We start from the raw sequence: 17,959 nt of genomic DNA, 5'->3' as shown, positions 1-17,959 counted from the left end.
ACGATTCCCTGTGAAGTCATGAAGATCTCCGGCGCCCGGACCGAACCTTTCGCCGCCATCCGCAAGCGCGCCCTCGCGCGCGCCGGGGCTCAGGTCACGGCGCGCGAGGTGACGGCTCCGGACAGCGCCGCCTTCCTGGGCCTGACGGAAGCCGACATGACTCCGAAGGTCATCGAGGCCCTGCAGACCCTGATGACCGAAATCGACGACCTGCGGAACGAGGTCGCGATGCTGAAGCTGCGTCTCAACGAGGCTCAGGCTCAGGCCGACATGGACGTGCTGACGCCGGTGCTGAACCGCCGGGCGTTCCTGCGCGAGATGAAGCGCGTCTCCGCCTTCGCCCAGCGCTACGGTTCGCCGGCCAGCGTGGTGTTCTTCGACCTCGACAACTTCAAGGCCGTCAACGACCGCTTCGGCCACGCCGCTGGCGACGAGGCCCTGAAGGCGGTGGCCAAGCGCCTGCTGGCCAATGTCCGCGAGAGCGACGTGGTGGGCCGCATGGGCGGCGACGAGTTCGCCGTGCTGCTGGCCCAAGCCGACAAGGAGACTGCGGTGTCCAAGGCCCAGAGCCTGGCCGACGCCGTTCGTTCCGCGCCGGTCGAATTCGGCGAGTGGTCGGCCCCGCTGCACATCTCCTACGGCGTGCGCGAGATCGAGCCCGGCGCGGATCCCGAAGAAGCCCTCGCCGAAGCCGACGCGGCCATGTTCGTCCGCAAGCGGAAGCAAGCCTGACGACAACTCCAGGGAATGCGACCTTATCGCACGGCGACGACCCCCGTCGGTCGCGGTAACAGATCTTCATAGTCTGTTAAGCATGACTGGGCGTGGGACGGATGCAGCGTATTCTGATCGCCGAGGATGACCCTGTCCTCTCGCTGATCTACGAAATCACCCTGACCGAGGCGGGGTTTGACGTCCTGCTGTGTCGGGACGGCCAGGAAGCCTATGAGGCCTTGGACCGGTTCAAGCCCGACCTGGTGATCACCGATCACGCGATGCCGCGCATGAGCGGCGGCGAGTTGGTCAGCGCCGTGCGCAAGGCCCGCCCCGGCGCCATGACCTTGATGGCCTCGGCCGTGGACGCGCGTCTGCTGAAGGACGATCAGCACGCTGACGCGCGGCTGGAAAAGCCGATTACCCCGGGTCGCCTGCTGCGGACCGTCCGCGAGCTGGAAGCGACCGAGACCGAGATCGCCGCCTGACGCGTTCGAGACCGAGGGTCGCCAGACGCGCTCCGGATTTCGAGGCGGCCTGTCCGACCTCTACGCGATGATGTCCGGGGTCAGTTGGTCTTCCAGACGGCCAATCTCGTCCTTGAGCGCCAGCTTCTTGCGCTTCAGCCGGGCGATCTGCAGCATGTCGGGCTGGTAGCGCTCTTCCAAGGCCCGGATAGCGTCGTCGAGATCCTTGTGATCCTCGCGCAGGTCGGCGAGGCGACGTTCGATCGCGATGTCGGTGTCTTCCGACGGATCATCGTCGTTCATGAACATATCTCAGGTGGGCCCCAATAGGGATTTAGATAGCAAAGGCTGACGAGCCGTAAAGGCGCTCAGCACGTGGACTTTTCAAGCGCGGCCGCCAGCTTTTCCAAAGCGGCGCGGCGAGGCGGGTCGCCGGAGGCCGCGGCGGCCGCGACGAGACCGTCCAGCACCGGGACTGACGCGCCCGGAGGACCGCTCAGAGCCTCCAGGCTTTCCATCAGCACCCGCTCGCCCTTGAGCTCGACGGCCTTCACGGCGTCTCGCAAGGCCTCCCTGGCGACGTCATCGACCGGAGGCCGCGAGGGCTTCAGCGCCCGGCGCACGCCGCGCAGGGGCGCGCCGACCTCGGCGTCCCAGGTCCGCATCATCCTGGCGGCGTCCTTCAGGTCGGCCGTCCGCCCCTCCCCGGCCATCCAGGCGGCCCAGAGCAGGTAGGGTACGTTCTGACCGTGGGCGTCCTGCAGGTGCAGACAGGCCTCCGCGACAGGTTGACGCGCATAGACCTCCAGAGCCCAGTCCCACAGCCGCATCGGCGTTAACCCTCCTCGCCTTGAGCATCCTTGCCGGAGAGGGTCTCCCGGATGGTCTCCAGGTCCTCGCCCCAGCGCTTCACCGGCCGCCAGGAGAGGTCGAACAGATCCAGCGCCCGGCCCACCGACTGGTCGACCATCTCGGCGATCGAGGCGGGCTTGGCGTAGAAGGCCGGCAGCGGCGGAGCGATCACCGCGCCCATCTCGGCCAGCTTGGTCATGGTCCGAAGATGACCCAGGTGCAGCGGCGTCTCGCGCACCATCAGCACCAGGGTCCGCCGCTCCTTCAGGGTGACGTCGGCGGCCCGGGTCAGCAGCGAGGACGTTACGCCGGTGGCGATCTCGCTCATCGTCCGCACCGAGCAGGGCGCGATGACCATCCCCAGGGTCCGGAACGAGCCCGAGGCGATGGCCGCCCCAATGTCGCTCACGCGATGGACAAAATCCGCCCGCTCGTTGAGCTCGGCGACCGACTGGCCGGTCTCCTGCTGCAGGGTCAGCACCGCCGACCTGGAGACGACGAGGTGGCTCTCGACGCCCAGTTCGCGGCACGCATCCAGGGTCCGGACGCCGTAGACCACGCCGGAAGCTCCTGAAATTCCAACGACCAGCCTGGGGCGATCCGCGGCCTTCAAAACGTCCGTCATGGTAAATTTTCGTCCGTCTTGGGAGCAAACTCGGCCACGTCAAGCGGAGCCGCTTGCAATCATATGTGATCTGACAGCGCCGCGCAGCGGGTGTTCACTTTCTTCTCCAACAGCAAGGAGCCGAGAGCCATGGCCATCGAATCCCGTATCCGCGAGCTTGGGACCCGTCACGAGGGGCTCGATCGCAAGATCCAGGAGGAGACCAATCGACCCGGTTGTGACGGTACGATGCTTAGGGAGCTTAAGCGGCAGAAGCTTCGGCTGAAGGAGGAGATCGAGGGCCTTAGGGCGCGACTTCACTAGCTGCTGAGAAGCAGCCGAAAAACGAGAGGCCCCGTTCCGGAAGGAGCGGGGCCTCTGCTTTTTCAGCTCGGAAGCGAGGCTTAGTCCTCGTCTTCCTCGTCCACATAGCCCGACGACTGGCCGAACACGTCCTCGGCCTTGAGGTCGCCGCGCTTGGCGCGGAAGTCTTCTTCCTCTTCCTCGACCTCGGGCTCGAACTGGCCGGCCTCCGAGGCGGGGCGCAGGGTCGGGTCTTCCGGCAGGATCCCCTTCTTCAGGTCGTCCTTGGCCTTCTTCTCGGCCGCCTTCTTGACCAGGGCGTCCAGCTCCAGCTGGCCCACCAGGCCCAGGGTCACCGGGTCGATCGGCTTGATGTTGGCGGCGTTCCAGTGCGTGCGGCCGCGGACCTGCTCGATCGTAGCCTTGGTGGTGCCGAGGATCTTCGAGATCTGGGCGTCGGTCACTTCCGGGTGGTGGCGCAGGAACCAGGCGATGGCGTCAGGACGGTCCTGACGACGCGACACCGGGGTGTAGCGCGGCGCCTTCTTCTGGGGCTTCAGCAGCTCGGCGTGGCGGCTGACCTGGGCCTTCATGCGATAGGCGTCGTTGGCCTGGGCCTTGTCCAGCTCTTCGCGGGTCAGCTGGCCGTTGCCGATGGGATCGGCGCCGCGGATGTCGCGCGCCACTTCACCGTCGGCGATGCCACGCACTTCCAGCGGGTGAAGGCCGCAGAAATCGGCGATCTGCTCGAAGCTCAGCGACGTGTTGTCCACCAGCCAGACGGCGGTCGCCTTGGGCATCAGAATGTCGGACATGCGGTCCTCCAGAAATGACGGCGCCCGGCCTTTCGGCCGGGCGGGATGTTGACGAACGCTATAATCCGGTTCTCGGAAAAAGGGAACGGGGATCAAGCAAACGAAAGCAAAGCCAGAGCTTTGCGTGAATCCGCAGTCTAGATTCCGGCGCTAGACCGTCAGCACGACCTTGCCCACGTGCTCCCCGGCTTCGAGGTGGGCGTGCGCCTTGGCGGCGTCCGCGAGCGGGAAGGTCGCGTCGATCAGCGGCCTGACCTGCCCTGCCTCGATCCAGGGCCAGACCACGCGCTCGACCTCGGCCGCCAGGCGCGCCTTTTCGTCGACCGAGCGGGGCCGCAGGGTCGAGCCGGTGATCACCGCCCGCTTCTGCATGATCTTCATCACCGGCACTTCCAGCACGGGGCCGCCGAGGCTGGCGATGTAGACGATGCGGCCGCCCACGTTCAGGGCCTCGAGGTTCTTGTCGAAATAGCTGGCCCCGACCATGTCGAGCACCACGTCGGCGCCGCCGGCCGCCTTGACGATCGCGGCGAAGTCCTCGGCCTTGGCGTCGATGGCGATATCGGCGCCCAGCTCCAGGGCCTTGGCCTTCTTGTCGGCGCCGCGTCCCGTGGCGATGACCTTGGCGCCGGCCGCCTTGGCCATGGCGATCGCGGTTGTTCCGATTCCGGACGTTCCACCGTGAACCAGCAGCGTCTCGCCGGCCTTGAGGGAGCCATGCTCGAACACATTGGCGAAGACGGTGAAGACGGTCTCGGGCAGGGCCGCGGCGTGGACGAGATCCAGGCCTTTGGGGATCGGCAGGGCGTGGCGAGCATCGACCACCGCGTATTGGGCATAGCCGCCGCCGCCCAGCAGGGCGCAGACCTTGTCGCCGACCTTCCAGCGGCCGGAACCGGTCACGACCTCGCCCGCGACCTCCAGACCCAAGGTCTCGGGCGCGCCAGGCGGCGGCGGGTAGAACCCCATGCGTTGCAGGAGGTCGGGGCGGTTCACGCCCGCGGCCGCGACCTTGATCAGGATCTGCCCAGCCCCGGCCTCGGGGCGCTGGACTTCCACCGGCTTCAGCGCCTCGGCCGCGCCCTTGCCGCCTTCGATCGCGATCGCGGTCATCGTTCCGGCCATGCCCGGGGTCCCTCTCATGCTTGCCTTGGACCCTAGGTAGGCGTCAGATGGCCGACGGAAAAGGGAGATAAGCCGATGTTCGAAGAGCCCGCCGAACCTCGCGCCTTCAACGGACACGCCTTGAGCGAGACGACTCACGAGGACCTGGAGGTCTACGGCGTCGCCGAACTGGAGGAGCGCATCGCGGCCCTGCAGGCCGAAATCGAGCGCACCAAGACCCAGCTCGCCAAGAAAAAGGCCGGCCGCGACGCCGCCAATGCGCTGTTTGGTCGCCTGGACTAAGGCTTATTTTAAGGTTTCGGTGAGGTTACTGACGTCTTAAGCGGTCATCCGCCTTCTGACGCTCGTGAGTATGGTCGATCGAAGGGGGTGGGTCGCAACGGGACGGCGCGTTCTGGCACGGGGGTTGCACTCCCTCCGCCAAGCGAGACGTCCTCGCGGCCTTTCGAGGGGCATTGGGTAGCTATGACCGAAGTGAACGCGTTCGCGGACACGCCTTGGCGTGCTGGAGTGATCCAGGACTTCGCGCGATCGGAACTGTTCGACCGCACGTTCGAGGAAGGCATGCAGCTGGTCGAGGAGACCGCCGCCTATCTCGATGGCGCCGGCCGGCATGACAGCAAGATCCTCTCCCGCAACGCCGCCCTGGGCTACGCCACCGAGAGCATGCGCCTGACCACCCGTCTGATGCAGGTGGCCTCGTGGCTGCTGGTGCAGCGCGCGGTGCGCGAGGGCGAGATGCCGCCGGAAGCCGCATGCGCCGAAAGCTATCGCCTGGGCGAGGAGGCCGCGGGCGAACCGCCGGCCGTCGAGGAACTGCCCTTCGGCCTTATGAACCTGCTGCAGCGCTCCGAGCGCCTGTATGAGCGGGTCCGCCACCTGGACCGTCGCATGTACGTGGAATCGCCGAACGAAGAGGCGCCGCGCCCGGTGCAAGCCCACTTCGAACGCCTGGCGGCGGCGTTCGGGGGCTGAGCCCCCCTATTTTCCGTACCGCATCCGAGCCAGGGCCGAGACCATCTCGCTGGCTAGGTCCATTGGCTTGAGACCCGCCTTCCACTTCTCAAAGGCCATGACGTTGTCGATGCGCGCGTCCAGGTGCGACAGCGCCGAGGCGCGGCCAGAGGCCATGTCGACCGCCAGGGTCGAGATCAGGACGCCCGAGAGAATCGCCCGCTTCGAATAGTGGTTCTCGTCGGTCGCCACATCGCCGGCCCACCGCCAGATCACGTCGGCCGACTCCCAGGTCAGCCGCAGGGCCAGCGGCAGGTTGGTGGGAAAAGCCATGAAGGCGGCCAGCGGGCGCAGCACATCGGCATTCTCCTGGGCCGCGTTCGAGGCGGGCGATGACGCCCTCGCGAATCCTCTGGCGTATCTTCAACGTGGCCAGATCGAACGTTCGCAACTTGCCTAGCGCGACCGCGTCATGGCGTCGCGACAGCAGGGCGGCCAGGTCGCGCGGGCCTTCGGGCAGCAGGAGCTGGCCCTCGGCGTCGCTGAAACCCGCCGCCGCAAGGGCGCGACTGACCAGACCGGCGTTCCAGCCGGCCCTCGGGGCCAGGCGAAGGGTCTCGTCCAGCACGCGCTGCTCGGCGGCGTCGGCCCACGAAGAAGCCGTTTGATCGGAAGCTTGGCCGGCGGTCTCGCCGGAGGTCTGAGCGGTTTGCATCATGAATCCGAGTTTATACCGGTGTTTAGGCCGCGTCGCGCATGGACAGCGGCCCTTCGCTCTGCTATCAGCCCCGCCTCATCGCCTGGGAGAACCCCTCTCAGGTTACCCGGTTTTGTTCGCCCGCCCGGCCCCTCAAGAGGGACTTGGGAATATTGGTCGGGCTGTCGAATGGAGAGATACCCCTGGTCCAGATTTTCGTCCGCGACAACAACGTCGATCAGGCCCTGAAGGCTCTGAAGAAGAAGATGCAACGCGAAGGCTCGTTCCGCGAAATGAAGCGGCACGTGCACTATGAGAAGCCGTCGGAAAAGCGCGCGCGCCAAAAGGCCGAAGCCGTCCGTCGCGCCCGCAAGCTGGCCCGCAAGCGCGCCCAGCGCGAAGGTCTGCTGCCGATGCCGAAGAAGCCGGCTGGTCGTTAAGACCAGGCCTCTTCAGCTTCGAAGATTTCGAAAGCCGCGCGGCGATCCGCGCGGCTTTCGTCGTTTTGGGGTCCAGGCCCTACCCCGCCTGCTTCCCCAGGATCAGGCCGATCAGGGTCTTCAGGTTCACCTTTCCCGTCGCCAGGGCCCCCACATGGAAGGCGCGCGTCGAGAAGGCGATGATCGCCGCCACGGTCGCGGCCATCAGAACCGTGGTCCCGACCACCTGAACCAGCGGCGGATCACTGGCGATGCGCGCCGGCATCAGGAACGGCGTGAAGGGCGGAAACCAGGACAGTGCGCTCAGGATCGGCGCGTCTGGCGAGCGGATGGCCTGGCTCATGAACACCACCGGGATGGTCATCACCATCATGATCGGCCCCAGCAGGGTCTGGGCGTCGCGCTGGCTCTCGCAGAAGGCCCCGATGCCCGCGAACAGCGCCGCGTACATCAGATAGCCGCCGACCAGATAGGCGCCGAAATAGAACACCAGGCCCTTGCCCAGCAGCACGGCCGCGAGGTCTCCGGCCAATCCGGGCGCGAAGTTGATCAGAGCCAGCCAGCCGGCCATGGCCCAGATTCCCAGCACGGTCAGGGTCAGGCCCGCCACGCCCAGAATCTTGCCGCCCATGATCTCGGGCACGGAGGCCGACGACAGAAGCACCTCGAGGATCTTGGATGACTTTTCCTCGATCACGCTGTTGAGCAGGATGCTGGCCCCGGTCAGCACCATCGACCACAGCAGCATCCCGGCCGCGAAGCCGACAATGGCTGGCAGACGGTCGCGCAGACTGACCTTCTCGCCCGAAGCGGCCTTGGGCGACAGGCTGTTGAAGGCCGGCTTGAGACCGTCCGCGGCCTTCAGAACCTGGGCCGAGACCCCGGCGCGGGCCAGGGCGCGCTCGCGCATGAGTCCGCTCACGGCCTGGCGCAGGTCGTTCTCCAGCACCGGCGCGCCCAGGTTGCGGCTCCACAGGTCCATGACGATGGCGTCGTCGCGACCGCTGAGGATCAGCACCGAATCGAGGCGCTTGTCGGCGACGTCGCGACGCGCGACCAGCCCCGCCTCACGCGGCGTCGCTGCGGCCTGGGCCTGGGGAGACGCCGGCAGGACGATCGCCTTGGCGCGCGGCGGCTTGAAGCGCGCCGCGGCGGTTGGGTTGAAGGCGGCCAGGGCCTCCCGTCCCGCCGCCTCGCCGCCCCTGGCCTGGGCCTTGCCGACCGCCTCCTGGGCCTTGGGACCAGCCGCCGACAGGGCCGCCGCGCGGAGGGCGCGGGCCGAGGCGCGGCTCTGGTCCTCGACGATCGCCTTGGCGACGGCGGGCCCCAGGTTCTGGCCCGTCAGATCGATGATGGCCAATCGTTCGGGCTTGGCGGTCTTCATCATCATCAGGGGCGCGGTGGCGCTGACGCCGATGACCAGCGGCAGGGCGATGATCGACAGCCAGAAGCCGACGGTGCGGACATAGGCCAGGTATTCCCGGCGGGCGATCTTCAGCAGGCGGCTCATGCCCGGTCTCCCGTCAGGACGATGAAGGCGTCATGCAGGCTGGGCTCCTTGAGCTCGAACCGGCGCAGGGCCAGGTCCCGGGCGAAGGCGGCCTTCAGGGTGTCCTGGCCGGCGCTCGTCTCCGGCAGAACCGCCACGTGACGCCACCCGCCGTCCGGCAGCGGCTCGGACGTCACCGCGCCCAGCCCCGGCAAGGCCATGACCTGCTCGGTCGACAGCTCACCCTCGAGGACCAGCGCCCGGGGCGCGGCGCGGCGGGCCGTCGCCACATCGCCGTCGAACACCTTGCGCCCCCGCGCCATCAGCACGACCTTGTCGCAAAGGCGCTCGGCGTGCTGCATCACGTGGGTGGAAAACAGCACCGTGGCTCCGCGCGCGGCGATGTCGCGGATCATCGTCTCCAGGGCCTGCTGGTTGACGGGATCGAGACCCGAGAACGGCTCGTCCAGCACCACCAGTTCGGGCTCGTGGGCCAGGGCCGAGATCAGTTGGACCTTCTGGGCCATGCCCTTTGACAGGTCCTTGATCGGCCGCTTCATGGCGAAGCCCAGGCCCTGCGCCTCCAGCATCGCCCTGGCCCGCTTGCGGCCCTCGGCCTCCGGCACGCCCTTCAGCCCCGCGAAGAAGGCGATCGCATCGATCGGGGTCATCCGCTTGTAGAGGCCACGCTCCTCGGGGAGGAATCCGATCCGCTCATGGACCCTGGTGGCGTCGCCGGCGCCCAGCACCGTGATCCTGCCCGCGCTGACCGGCAACAGGCCCAGGATCATGCGAATGGTCGAGGTCTTGCCCGCGCCATTGGGGCCCAGGAAGCCGGTGATCCGGCCGGCGGGGACCTCGAAACTGACGTCCTGGACAGCGTGGAAATCGTCATAGGTCTTGCTGACGCCCTCCAGGCTGACGGCGCTGACCATGATGACGACCTCCCCGAATCGACTTCGTGGAAGTTGTATCAGCCCTTCTGGCGAGCGTCGGCCACGAAGGCGACGGCCCGGACGATATGGTCGGCGAAGCGGCGGCCGATCAGCAGGGTGTGGGTGGCGGCCTCGACGTGGTCGATCATGCCATGCTGGGAGGCGCGGGCCGGGGCGGCCTGCAGGTCCTTCCAGCTTTCACGCCCCTTCACAGGTCCGGCGGTCAGCACGGCGACCGGCCACTTCGGATCATAGGCCGGCTGCTCGCCGGCCTGCTGCGAGGCCTCATGCCACAGTCCGACCTCCTCGGCGGAGGTGCGGTTGTGGCGGCCATTGGCGAAGGCCCAGCCCTTCTCGGCCTTGGCGGCTGGAGGCAGGTCGATCTTGTCGCCCAGGCGGGTGTGCACCAGCGGCTTGTAGAGGCCGATCGAAGCGCCGCGCGCGGCCCATTTGGAGATGCTGGCGAAGGCCTCGATGAAGCCCTTCATGCGTGGGTTCTGGGCGGCCTCGGGCGTAGCGGCGTCGATCAGCACGAGGCCGGCGATCTTGTCCGGATTGCGCCCGGCGTACTGGCGCAGGCGCAGGCCGGCCATCGAGTGGCCGACCAGGATGTAGGGGCCCGGCTCGCCCGAGGCGGCGACCAGCTTCTCGAAGTCGGCGACAATGGCGATGCCGTCGCGCGGGCTGGGGCCCTTCGGCGAATAGCCCATGCCGGCGCGGTCATAGGCGCATGACCGCCAGCCAGCGGCGGTCAGGGCCTCCTGCGCGGCGCCCCAGTCGGCGGCGAAGCCGAAGGCGCCGGCCTCCAGCCAGACCACCGGGCGGTCGCTTCGAGGCCCCTCGCAGACCAGCCGCAGCTTGCGTCCAGGCTCGATCTCGACCAGTTGGCCGCGCGGCTTGGTCGCCCCCGAGGCGCTCATCAGCCCGCCGACCGCGACATAGGATAAGAGCAGGAGCGCGAAGCCCGCGACGCCACGGCCGAGAAACTGGATCATGGCGTTCTATGTAGTAACGCTTTGTGACGCGTCGAGAACACGATGCTCTCTGAGCGGAGTTTTATCCCGCGACGCTGGGAATCGAGCCGCCGACCACCGGGATCGTGGCGCGCACGCGCCCGCCCTTGACGCGGGTGACGGTGATCCCGTTCTTGCCGGCCTGGGTCACGCCCTTCGGCCACTTGGAGACGGTGGCGAGGCGCACTTTCCTGGACACCCGACTGGCGGCCTTCAGCGGCAGGTCGTCAGCCTCAGCGAAGCTGCGTCCCAGGAAGAAGCTGGGGTTGAGAGCCTTGTCGCCGTTGCGGATCTCGAAATGCAGGTGCGAACCGGTGGAGCGGCCCGAATTGCCGACATAGGCGACGGTCTCGCCGCGACGCAGATAGACGCCGCGCTTGACGCCCTTCGCCGGCCCGGCGAGGTGGGCGTACATCGTGGTCAGCCCGCCCTTGTGCATGACCTGGACATAACGGCCGTAGGTCGGCGACAGGCCCGTGGCCTTGACCACGCCGTCGGCCGCGACCTTGACCGCCGCGCCGCTGGGAGCGGCGATATCGACGCCCTGATGCAGGCGACCATTCTCTTCCCAGGGCAGTTGGCGCAGGCCGAACGGCGAGTTGACGACCCGGCCGGGCAGCGGCGCGTCGAACCGGTAGGCTGGCGGAGGGGGCTCTACTGCCGGCTCCTCCTCGACGGTCGGCGCGGTGGGAACGATGGCGGGCTTCGGATTCGAGACGGGGGCCGCACGGGACACCCACTCGCCCAGCGCCGCCGCGCCGTTCAGCGCCCCCGCCATCGCCGCGACGCCCAGCATGGTGAAGAAGGCGACGCGCGCGTGCGGCGACTGAACAACCAGGCTCTTGGGGATCAAACCGCTTTCCTCTCGGACATTCGGTCAAGGAGAGGACCGCGCCTCGCGCGTCTAGCTCTCATGCTTGACCTTTCGGGATGGTGAATGGCCGGGGTGTATGAATGTCGCATGGGGCGAAAACAGGGCGCGGCTTAACCATTCGCTAACCATGCCGCGATCGCATCGACATTCAATCAACAAGCGTCATGTAATCGTAAAATATTACAGAAACTTCATTTCATTAAACTCAGGACACTTCTTTAATTGCGCGTCATGAATGAGACGTAACGAGACTTCGCGAACCCTCAGCAATAAACAGTATTCATCGGCGCAGCGAATAGCGCCCAGCCAGAGGGAATACTTCAAATGCGCAAGTTCATCATGAGCCTGACCACCGTCGCCAGCCTGAGCCTCGCCGCCGTGCCGGTGCTGGGCCTGACCCAAGCCGCCAACGCCGCCGAGCGCGAACCGGTCGTCACCGTCTCGTTCGCCGACCTGGATCTGTCGAGCCCGTCGCAAGCCGCGATCTTCAAGGCCCGCATCGACACCGCCGGTCAGGCCCTGTGCCACGCCAAGCAACGCAGCAGCCAAGGCCTGGAAGTTTCGCTGGGCGCCTGTGTCGCCGACGTCCATCGCGAAGTGAACGCTCAACTGCCCAAGCAGCAACGCAAGGCCCTGGCCTTCGCCGCCCGCAGCAACGCGGTCGAGCTGGCCGCCAAGTGAGCTTGAGCACGACCAACCAAAACACCCACTCCCCCACACCCCGCGACAGAGGCTCCAGGTAACCCTGGGGCCTTTGTTTCGTTCGGGAACCGGAAAGAGCGCACGAAAAAGGCCCCAGCGTCACCGCCAGGGCCTTCGTCGTTTCCAACGGTGAGAAGCCTAAAGCCCCTTCACGATGCCTTCGACCATCTTCTTGGCGTCGCCGAACAGCATCATGGTGTTGTCGCGGAAGAACAGTTCGTTCTCGACGCCGGCATAGCCCGAGGCCATGCCGCGCTTGACGAAAAGGACGGTGCGGGCCTTCTCGACGTCCAGGATCGGCATCCCGAAGATGGCGCTAGTCGGGTCGGTCTTGGCGGCCGGATTGGTGACGTCGTTGGCGCCGATCACGAAGGCCACGTCGGCCGTCGAGAACTCGCTGTTGATGTCCTCCAGTTCGAAGACCTCGTCATAGGGGACATTGGCCTCGGCCAGCAGCACGTTCATGTGGCCCGGCATCCGACCCGCGACGGGGTGGATGGCGTACTTCACCTCGACGCCCTCCTCCTTCAGCTTGTCGGCCATTTCGCGCAGGGCGTGCTGGGCCTGGGAAACGGCCATGCCGTAGCCCGGGACGATGATGACCTTGCTGGCGTTCTTCATGATGAAGGCCGCGTCGTCGGCGCTGCCCTGCTTGACGGGACGGCTCTCGACCTTGCCGCCCGGGCCGGCCGCCGCGGCGTCGGCGCCGAAGCCGCCCAGGATCACCGAGACGAACGAGCGGTTCATGCCCTTGCACATGATGTAGGACAGGATCGCACCCGACGACCCGACGAGCGCGCCGGTGATGATCAGGGTGGTGTTTTCCAGCGTGAAGCCCAGGGCCGCCGCCGCCCAGCCGGAATAGCTGTTCAGCATCGACACGACGACCGGCATGTCCGCGCCGCCGATCGGGATGATCAGGGTGACGCCGATCAGCAGGGACAGGGCGAAGATGCCCCAGAAGGCCCAGATGGCCGCGCCGCCGCTGACCACCAGCACCACGACCAGGGCCACGATGGCCAGGGCGATGACGATGTTCAGCAGGTGACGGGCCGGCAGCAGGATCGGCGCGCCGCCCATGTTGCCGTTCAGCTTGGCGAAGGCGATGACCGAACCGGTGAAGGTGATGGCGCCGATGGCCAGGCCCAGCGACAGCTCGATCAGGCTGTTGAGGTGGATATGCCCGTCCTCGCCCACGATGCCGTAGGCGGCGGGCGTATAGATGGCGGCCACAGCCACGAGGCAGGCGGCCATGCCGACCAGCGAGTGGAAGGCGGCGACCAGCTGCGGCATCGAGGTCATGGCGACCTTGCGGGCGATGACCGCCCCGACCGCGCCCCCGACGGCGACGCCGCCCAGGATCAGGCCCAGGGTCACGACGTCCAGCGCGCCCTGGCTCCACAGGGTGGCCAGGGTGGTGCCGACGGCGATGGCCATGCCGATCATGCCGTTACGGTTGCCCGTCTGGCTGGTCACGGGACTGGAAAGGCCACGCAGCGCGAGGATGAACAGCACCCCGGAGACGATGTAGAGAATGGCGGCGAGATTGGCGTTCATGATGTGAGTTCCCCCTGATCCCGTCCGCTCACTTCTTCTCTTTCTTCTTGTACATCGCCAGCATGCGCTGGGTGACCAAGAAGCCGCCGAAGATGTTGACCGCCGCGAAGGCCGCGGCGAGCGTGCCGGCCCCCTTGGAGATCCAGGTCGAGCCGGCGACGGCGCCCCGGCCAGGTCGCTGTTGGCGCCGTGGGCCGCGGCGGCCAGCAGGGCGCCGACGATGATCACCGACGAGATGGCGTTGGTGACGGCCATCAGCGGCGTGTGCAGCGCGGGCGTCACGCTCCAGACGACGTAGTAGCCCACGAAGATGGCGAGCACGAAGATCGCCAGACGGAACACGGTGGGGTCGACGGCTTCCATGGGAGCCTCCCTTCTGTTGCTGTGCGCTTAGGCGGTCTTCAGGTTCGGGTGGACGATCGCGCCGCCGCGGGTGACGACGGCGGCCCGCAGGATCTCGTCCTCGAAATTGGGCTCGAACGCGCCCTCCTTCGTCGTGAACAGGGTCGCCAGCGCCACCAGATTGCGGGCGTAGAGCGCGCTGGCGTCCGTGGCGATGCGGCCGGGCAGGTTGGCGTGGCCGAGGATCTTCACGCCGTTCGACGTGACGACGACCTCGTTCAGCTTGGCGCCCTCGACATTGCCGCCCTGCTCGATGGCCAGGTCGACCAGGATGGAGCCCGGCTTCATCGACGCCACCTGGGCGGCGCTGACCAGCTTCGGCGCGGGACGGCCGGGAATCAGGGCCGTGGTGATGACGATGTCCTGCTTGGCGATGTGCGAGGAGACCAGTTCGGCCTGCTTGGCCTGGTATTCCTTGGACATCTCCTTGGCGTAGCCGCCGGCGGTCTGGGCGTTCTTGAACTCTTCGTCCTCGACGGCCAGGAACTTGGCGCCCAGCGACTCGACCTGTTCCTTGGTGGCCGGACGCACGTCGGTGGCGGTGACCACCGCGCCCAGGCGGCGGGCCGTGGCGATGGCCTGCAGGCCGGCGACGCCCACGCCCATGATGAAGACCTTGGCCGCGGCGACGGTGCCAGCGGCGGTCATCATCATCGGCAGGGCCTTGCCGTAGGCCTCCGCGCCCTCGATCACGGCGCGATAGCCGGCGAGGTTGGCCTGGGACGACAACATGTCCATCACCTGCGCGCGGGTGATGCGCGGGATGAATTCCATGGCGATCGCGGTCGCGCCGGCCTTGGCCAGGGCGTCCAGCGTTTCCTTGTCCTGGTAGGGATTGAGCGCGGCGGCGACGATCGCGCCGCTCTTCAGGGCCGCGATCTCGGCGGCCTCGGGCGCGCGCACCTTGAACAGGACGTCGGCGTCCTTGAGGGCGTCCTTGGCCGTCTTGGCGATCTTGGCGCCGGCCGCCTCGTAGTCGGCGTCCGGATAGGACGCGGCCGTCCCCGCCCCCGCCTGGACCACCACCGAGAAGCCGGCGGCGCCGAGCTTCTTGACGGTTTCAGGCGTGGCCGCGACCCGCGTTTCGTTCGCGCGGGTCTCTTTCGTGACGGCGATAACGGCCATCGGCATACCCCTCCCCAGAGCGCTGTTTGCTCAGCAGCATGAGGCGCTCTGTAGGGGATAGTCTTGCCTCTTGTCGAGGCTCAAGACGCAGCTCAGGGAGAAAATATACCCGATGTCCACCGGTGTCAGTGGGTCGAGGCCGGCTTGTCGCGCAGGAAGAAGATCCCCGCGGCCAGCAGCAGCGCGGCGGCGATGGCGCTGCCGATGAAGCCAGCCGCAGTGCAGAACAGCAGGGTGATGAACAGCAGCAGGGTGGCGACGGCCAGCGAGCCCCACTTCGTCATGTTGTTGAACGCCGCGAAGGTCGCGACTTGTTCGTGAATGTCCATCTCACCGCGGTGATAATCGCCGGCCATGTGTCGTCCTTGGAAGCAAAGAGAGAATACCGAGCCCGCCCGATACAACGGGGGGCGCTAAGGCTCAAGCGTGCGTATTGCCCCAGGCTTCCGATACGAAGCGGGCGCGCACGGCGTCGACAGCCTGGTCGACCGTGATGTCGGAGATTCGCCCCTCGCCGCCGTCCAGGCGCGAGAGCCAGCGAGAATAGGCCGGCACCGGTGCCGTGCCCATCAGGCCCACGCACGGCGTGCCGACGGCGGCGGCCACGTTGAGCGCGCCCGAATCGTTGCCCAGGAACCCGGCCGACAGCGCGATCAGAGCCGCGGACTTGTCGAGCGTCAGGTCGCAGGCCACGACATTGCCCGGCAGATCGCCGATCGCGGCCGTGGCGACCCGCGCCTCGTGCGGACCGCCGACCCAGAACACCGTGCCGAACAGGTCCGAGAGCCGGGACGCCGTCTGGGCGAACCTGTCGGCCGGCCAGGTGCGCGCGGGCTCGCTGGCGCCAATGCCCAGGGTCAGCCAGGGACCAGGCTTGTCGGCGTACCTGGTCTTCACGGCCGCCAGCGCCTCGGGATCCAGCCTCAGCTCCGGCTCCCGACTGTCGACGACCAGGCCGTGGGCCGCCTCGAACGCCGCTAGCTTGTCGAGCCGGTGGGCGGAGCGCATCGACTTGGGCAGGTAGGGGCCCGTGGTCAGGAACCGTTCCTGTCCGTGCCCAAGGCCAAAGCCCCGTCGCTCGGGCGCGCCAGCGAGCGCGGCGGCGATGGCCGGGCGGTCGATCTTTTCCAGGATCCACACCGCGCGCGGCCTCTCGGCCCGGCAGATGCGATAGAAGTCGAGGACTTCGCGCACGCCCTTCAGCTTGCCCTTGTAGTGGGGCGCGTACAGCACGCGCGCGACGCTGGGCTCGACGGTCAGGACCTCGGCGGCGCGGCTGGACGGCCGGGCGACCAGCACGACCTTGCCCTCCGGCGTGGTGGCCGCGATCGCCCGGATCGTCGGCAAATGCCACATCAGATCGCCGATCCCGCGATCGGGCGCATAGACGAGAACGGGCCCCGACGCCTCGCTCAGGACCAGTTCGCCAGCAGTCCACGGAGCCCGGCCACGAAGGCCAGGGGCTGGTCGATCATCACGTGATGATCGGCGTCGGGCAGCGGGAGCAGCAGCACGTCCTTGGGCATTTGCGCCACCATATAGTCGAGCGTCTCGGCATGCATCAGGTTAGATCGCTCGCCCCACATCAGGGCCGCCGGACAAGCGATCTGAGGCAGAAGCTGCCCAAGATCGGGCATCCGGAAATTGTGCCAGAGGTCCGGATCGAACTTCCAGGTCCAGCCGCCCTCCACTTCCTTTAACGAGCGACGGGCGATGAAGTCGGCGATGTAGAGATTTTCGCACGGCTGCGGCGGGGCCAGGCGAAAGCGATTCAGCCCCTCTTCCAGCGTGGCGTAGACTCGGCTGCCCTGCCCCGAGCGCGGCGGCGGGCCCTTCCAGCGCTTTTCCGGCGGCTGGATGCTGCTGTCGGCCATGATCGCCCCGCGCAGGCGCTCGGGATGGCGCGCGGCGCAATAAAGGGTCGGAAAGCCGCCGAAGGAGTGACCGACCACGATCGGCTTCACGCCGCTGGCCTCGAGGCCAGCCGCCTCGAACGGCGGCGAAGATTTCGGTCGCGAACAGTTCGGCGCTGTAGGCTTCGCGCCAGTCGCTCTCGCCCATGCCCGACCACGAGATGGCCGCCACCCGCCAGTCCTGAGCGAAGAACGGCGCGATAAAGCTCCACCAGTCGGCGTGGGCGCCGTTGCCGTGCAGGAACAGCAGGCCCGGCTTGCCGATCTCGCCCCAGGTCAGCAGCTCGATGTTCGCGCCCTCGACCGCGATGGTCGAGCGCTCTGGGGCTTGAGCGATGGCGGCCTTGAACCAGGCCGGGGCGGGCGGCGCCTCGCCGTGGTAGGGGGCCAGCAGCGAGGCTGGCGAGGGTTGATCGTCAGCCATCGGCGCTTTCCGTATAGGCCAGTTCGCCGGGACGCGGCTTGCGGGGACTGAGCGCCTTGAAGACGCCCGTACCGGTGATGAGCGTGCGGTCGCCGGCCCAGATGCGGCCGCGCACGGTGAATAGCAGGTCCTCCTCGCCGATCAGCTCGCCCTCGCCCTCCACCCAGTCGCCCAGCTTGGCGCCCGAGAGGAAGTCACACATCAGCCGCACCGTCACCCAGCTGTAGGACTTCTGCAGCGAGATGATCCGCCCCCAGGCCATGTCGGCGAAGCTCATCAACATGCCGCCGTGGCAGTTGCCGAGGCCATTGGTGTGGTGCTCCTCGACCCGGAACGCCAGGCGCGCCTGGCCGGGGCCTTCGCGATGTTCGAACAGCGGCCCGATCTGGCGGCCGAAGCCGCGCGACCAGTTCAGCTGGCTGAAGCCTTCGGGGATCGCGGCGGTCTGGGCGTCTGTCAGGTCGTCGGACATAAGGTCAGGCTAACGAGCGTTTGAAAAAAGAAAAGCCTTCCGTAAGGACGACACCCTGGCCGGCATCTAACCTTCCGAAACG

20 protein-coding genes and 4 pseudogenes are annotated in these 17,959 nt (G+C 67.3%); 7 read left to right on the top strand and 17 right to left on the bottom strand.

The genetic code is table 11. The annotated features are described in order from the left end of the window. Positions 1 to 18: 18 nt before the first annotated feature. Positions 19 to 732 (top strand): GGDEF domain-containing protein, encoded by a 714-nt coding sequence (locus ACHMW8_RS11580; RefSeq protein ID WP_125159169.1) that lies wholly within the window; start codon positions 19 to 21, stop codon positions 730 to 732. A gap of 101 nt (positions 733 to 833) precedes the next feature. Beyond that, on the top strand, positions 834 to 1,202 hold the full coding sequence (locus tag ACHMW8_RS11575) for a response regulator (RefSeq protein WP_125159170.1): 369 nt from the start codon (positions 834 to 836) through the stop codon (positions 1,200 to 1,202). Between the two features lie 60 nt (positions 1,203 to 1,262). Here the strand turns inward: ACHMW8_RS11575 and ACHMW8_RS11570 are convergent, their stop codons facing one another. The 3 genes and pseudogenes from ACHMW8_RS11570 to ACHMW8_RS11560 all read right to left on the bottom strand — a co-directional run bounded on the left by ACHMW8_RS11570 (position 1,263) and on the right by ACHMW8_RS11560 (position 2,658). Then, positions 1,263 to 1,490: a YdcH family protein gene (locus ACHMW8_RS11570; RefSeq protein ID WP_395445629.1), complete on the bottom strand. Its 228-nt coding sequence runs from the start codon at positions 1,488 to 1,490 to the stop codon at positions 1,263 to 1,265. Between the two features lie 59 nt (positions 1,491 to 1,549). Beyond that, positions 1,550 to 2,039 (bottom strand): annotated as a pseudogene (locus ACHMW8_RS11565) (TIGR02444 family protein). After that, the gene (locus tag ACHMW8_RS11560) at positions 2,017 to 2,658 is read right to left on the bottom strand and encodes a UbiX family flavin prenyltransferase (RefSeq protein ID WP_395445628.1); all 642 of its coding nucleotides are present in this window, start codon (positions 2,656 to 2,658) and stop codon (positions 2,017 to 2,019) included. Before ACHMW8_RS11560 ends, ACHMW8_RS11565 begins: the two are co-directional and overlap by 23 nt. 129 nt (positions 2,659 to 2,787) lie before the next feature. On the opposite strand from ACHMW8_RS11560, the gene ACHMW8_RS11555 reads away from it, so the two are divergent. Then, positions 2,788 to 2,961, top strand: coding sequence for a YdcH family protein (locus ACHMW8_RS11555; protein WP_125159173.1), 174 nt, complete (start codon positions 2,788 to 2,790; stop codon positions 2,959 to 2,961). A gap of 80 nt (positions 2,962 to 3,041) precedes the next feature. Here the strand turns inward: ACHMW8_RS11555 and ACHMW8_RS11550 are convergent, their stop codons facing one another. Continuing rightward, positions 3,042 to 3,755, bottom strand: coding sequence for a DUF1013 domain-containing protein (locus ACHMW8_RS11550; RefSeq protein ID WP_125159174.1), 714 nt, complete (start codon positions 3,753 to 3,755; stop codon positions 3,042 to 3,044). A gap of 150 nt (positions 3,756 to 3,905) precedes the next feature. After that, entirely contained in the window at positions 3,906 to 4,880 is a 975-nt protein-coding gene (locus ACHMW8_RS11545; protein ID WP_395445627.1) for an NAD(P)H-quinone oxidoreductase, read from the bottom strand. Between the two features lie 75 nt (positions 4,881 to 4,955). Between ACHMW8_RS11545 and ACHMW8_RS11540 the strand changes: the two genes are divergently transcribed. Both ACHMW8_RS11540 and ACHMW8_RS11535 read left to right on the top strand, forming a co-directional pair. Continuing rightward, positions 4,956 to 5,162 carry a DUF1192 domain-containing protein gene (locus ACHMW8_RS11540; protein ID WP_125159176.1) on the top strand — a complete coding sequence of 69 codons (207 nt, stop codon included), beginning with the start codon at positions 4,956 to 4,958 and terminating at the stop codon, positions 5,160 to 5,162. A gap of 183 nt (positions 5,163 to 5,345) precedes the next feature. Next, positions 5,346 to 5,855 carry a DUF1465 family protein gene (locus ACHMW8_RS11535; RefSeq protein WP_395445626.1) on the top strand — a complete coding sequence of 170 codons (510 nt, stop codon included), beginning with the start codon at positions 5,346 to 5,348 and terminating at the stop codon, positions 5,853 to 5,855. A 6-nt stretch (positions 5,856 to 5,861) separates the two neighbouring features. On the opposite strand, the pseudogene ACHMW8_RS11530 reads toward ACHMW8_RS11535, so the two are convergent. After that, positions 5,862 to 6,549: pseudogene (locus ACHMW8_RS11530) on the bottom strand (COQ9 family protein). A gap of 185 nt (positions 6,550 to 6,734) precedes the next feature. Here ACHMW8_RS11530 and rpsU point away from each other — a divergent pair. After that, positions 6,735 to 6,971 carry a 30S ribosomal protein S21 gene (rpsU, locus tag ACHMW8_RS11525; protein ID WP_125159223.1) on the top strand — a complete coding sequence of 79 codons (237 nt, stop codon included), beginning with the start codon at positions 6,735 to 6,737 and terminating at the stop codon, positions 6,969 to 6,971. A gap of 79 nt (positions 6,972 to 7,050) precedes the next feature. On the opposite strand, the gene ACHMW8_RS11520 is transcribed toward rpsU, so the two are convergent. The 4 genes from ACHMW8_RS11520 to ACHMW8_RS11505 form a co-directional block, all read right to left on the bottom strand. Beyond that, positions 7,051 to 8,481 (bottom strand): ABC transporter permease, encoded by a 1,431-nt coding sequence (locus tag ACHMW8_RS11520; RefSeq protein WP_395445625.1) that lies wholly within the window; start codon positions 8,479 to 8,481, stop codon positions 7,051 to 7,053. Then, positions 8,478 to 9,395, bottom strand: coding sequence for an ABC transporter ATP-binding protein (locus ACHMW8_RS11515; protein WP_395445624.1), 918 nt, complete (start codon positions 9,393 to 9,395; stop codon positions 8,478 to 8,480). The genes ACHMW8_RS11520 and ACHMW8_RS11515 overlap by 4 nt, the downstream gene beginning before the upstream one ends. A gap of 38 nt (positions 9,396 to 9,433) precedes the next feature. Continuing rightward, positions 9,434 to 10,390, bottom strand: coding sequence for an alpha/beta fold hydrolase (locus ACHMW8_RS11510; RefSeq protein WP_125159181.1), 957 nt, complete (start codon positions 10,388 to 10,390; stop codon positions 9,434 to 9,436). Between the two features lie 61 nt (positions 10,391 to 10,451). Further along, complete coding sequence (locus ACHMW8_RS11505; protein WP_395445952.1) at positions 10,452 to 11,204, bottom strand: M23 family metallopeptidase; 753 nt, start codon at positions 11,202 to 11,204, stop codon at positions 10,452 to 10,454. A 402-nt stretch (positions 11,205 to 11,606) separates the two neighbouring features. Here ACHMW8_RS11505 and ACHMW8_RS11500 point away from each other — a divergent pair, with 402 nt between their 5' ends. Next, a complete protein-coding gene (locus tag ACHMW8_RS11500; protein WP_125159182.1) occupies positions 11,607 to 11,963 on the top strand; it encodes a UrcA family protein in 357 nt (118 codons plus the stop codon). Positions 11,964 to 12,122: 159 nt separating this feature from the next. Here the strand turns inward: ACHMW8_RS11500 and ACHMW8_RS11495 are convergent, their stop codons facing one another. The 7 genes and pseudogenes from ACHMW8_RS11495 to ACHMW8_RS11465 form a co-directional block, all read right to left on the bottom strand. Next, positions 12,123 to 13,541: an NAD(P)(+) transhydrogenase (Re/Si-specific) subunit beta gene (locus ACHMW8_RS11495; RefSeq protein ID WP_395445623.1), complete on the bottom strand. Its 1,419-nt coding sequence runs from the start codon at positions 13,539 to 13,541 to the stop codon at positions 12,123 to 12,125. Between the two features lie 28 nt (positions 13,542 to 13,569). Continuing rightward, positions 13,570 to 13,904, bottom strand: a pseudogene (locus ACHMW8_RS11490) (proton-translocating transhydrogenase family protein). 27 nt (positions 13,905 to 13,931) lie between these two features. Next, complete coding sequence (locus ACHMW8_RS11485) at positions 13,932 to 15,074, bottom strand: Re/Si-specific NAD(P)(+) transhydrogenase subunit alpha (protein ID WP_395445622.1); 1,143 nt, start codon at positions 15,072 to 15,074, stop codon at positions 13,932 to 13,934. A gap of 119 nt (positions 15,075 to 15,193) precedes the next feature. After that, positions 15,194 to 15,424, bottom strand: coding sequence for an aa3-type cytochrome c oxidase subunit IV (locus ACHMW8_RS11480; protein WP_125159184.1), 231 nt, complete (start codon positions 15,422 to 15,424; stop codon positions 15,194 to 15,196). Positions 15,425 to 15,488: 64 nt separating this feature from the next. Next, positions 15,489 to 16,424 (bottom strand): glycosyltransferase family 9 protein, encoded by a 936-nt coding sequence (locus ACHMW8_RS11475; RefSeq protein WP_395445621.1) that lies wholly within the window; start codon positions 16,422 to 16,424, stop codon positions 15,489 to 15,491. 56 nt (positions 16,425 to 16,480) lie between these two features. Beyond that, a pseudogene (locus tag ACHMW8_RS11470) lies at positions 16,481 to 17,405 on the bottom strand (alpha/beta fold hydrolase). Further along, complete coding sequence (locus ACHMW8_RS11465) at positions 17,398 to 17,877, bottom strand: PaaI family thioesterase (protein ID WP_125159187.1); 480 nt, start codon at positions 17,875 to 17,877, stop codon at positions 17,398 to 17,400. Before ACHMW8_RS11465 ends, ACHMW8_RS11470 begins: the two are co-directional and overlap by 8 nt. Between the last annotated feature and the right edge of the window lie 82 nt (positions 17,878 to 17,959).

Source organism: Caulobacter sp. UC70_42, assembly GCF_044056025.1.
In the GTDB taxonomy this organism is placed as follows: Bacteria; Pseudomonadota; Alphaproteobacteria; order Caulobacterales; family Caulobacteraceae; genus Caulobacter.
This window is presented reverse-complemented; position numbering and strand designations above follow the sequence as displayed.